At 60.7% G+C, this 746-nt stretch carries 1 protein-coding gene; it reads left to right on the top strand.

Annotation, left to right across the window (positions count from 1 at the left end; translation table 11 throughout):
* Nucleotides 1-60 precede the first annotated feature (60 nt).
* On the top strand, nucleotides 61-746 hold a 686-nt coding region (locus ABW22_RS16470; protein WP_193393323.1), incomplete at its 3' end, for an adenylosuccinate synthetase.

Genomic DNA, 746 nt, shown 5'->3' with positions numbered 1-746 from the left:
CAAGAAGAGCCCGGCGCCAAGTCGGCTTTATCCCATCGAATCCTAACGAGAAAATTGAAGATGACAAACAAATCAAGCGCAGCCGCTGGCCGCAATGTTGTGGTCGTGGGCACCCAGTGGGGCGACGAAGGCAAGGGCAAGCTGGTCGACTGGCTGACCGAAAGCGCGCAGGGCGTGGTGCGCTTCCAGGGCGGCCACAACGCCGGCCATACGCTGGTCATCAACGGCGTCAAGACAGCGCTTAACCTGATTCCGAGCGGCATCATGCGCCCGGGCGTCAAGTGCTACATCGGCAATGGCGTGGTGCTGTCAACCGAGCAGCTCTTCAAGGAAATTGAGCGGCTTGAAGCTGTCGGCGTCGAGGTGCGATCGCGCCTGCGCGTGAGCGAAGCCTGTCCGCTGATACTGCCATTTCACGCCGCGCTCGACATCGCGCGTGAATCTGTGCGCGAAAATGCCGGCAGCGAAAAGATTGGCACCACCGGCAAGGGCATAGGTCCGGCCTATGAGGACAAAATCGCGCGCCGCGCCCTGCGCGTGCAGGACCTGAAATACCCGGACCGCTTTGCCGCCAAGTTGCGTGTTCTGCTGGAACTGCACAACCACATCCTCACGACCTTCCTGCATGCGCCGGCGATCGATTTCGACAGCGTCTATGCGCGTGCGATGGAAGATGCCGAACGACTCAAGCCCATGATGGCCGACGTTTCGCGCGAACTCAATGACGCACACCGTGAGGGTGCCAA

The sequence above is a fragment of the Thiobacillus denitrificans genome (assembly GCF_001530125.1).
Classification (GTDB): domain Bacteria; phylum Pseudomonadota; class Gammaproteobacteria; order Burkholderiales; family Thiobacillaceae; genus Thiobacillus; species Thiobacillus denitrificans_C.
This window is presented reverse-complemented; position numbering and strand designations above follow the sequence as displayed.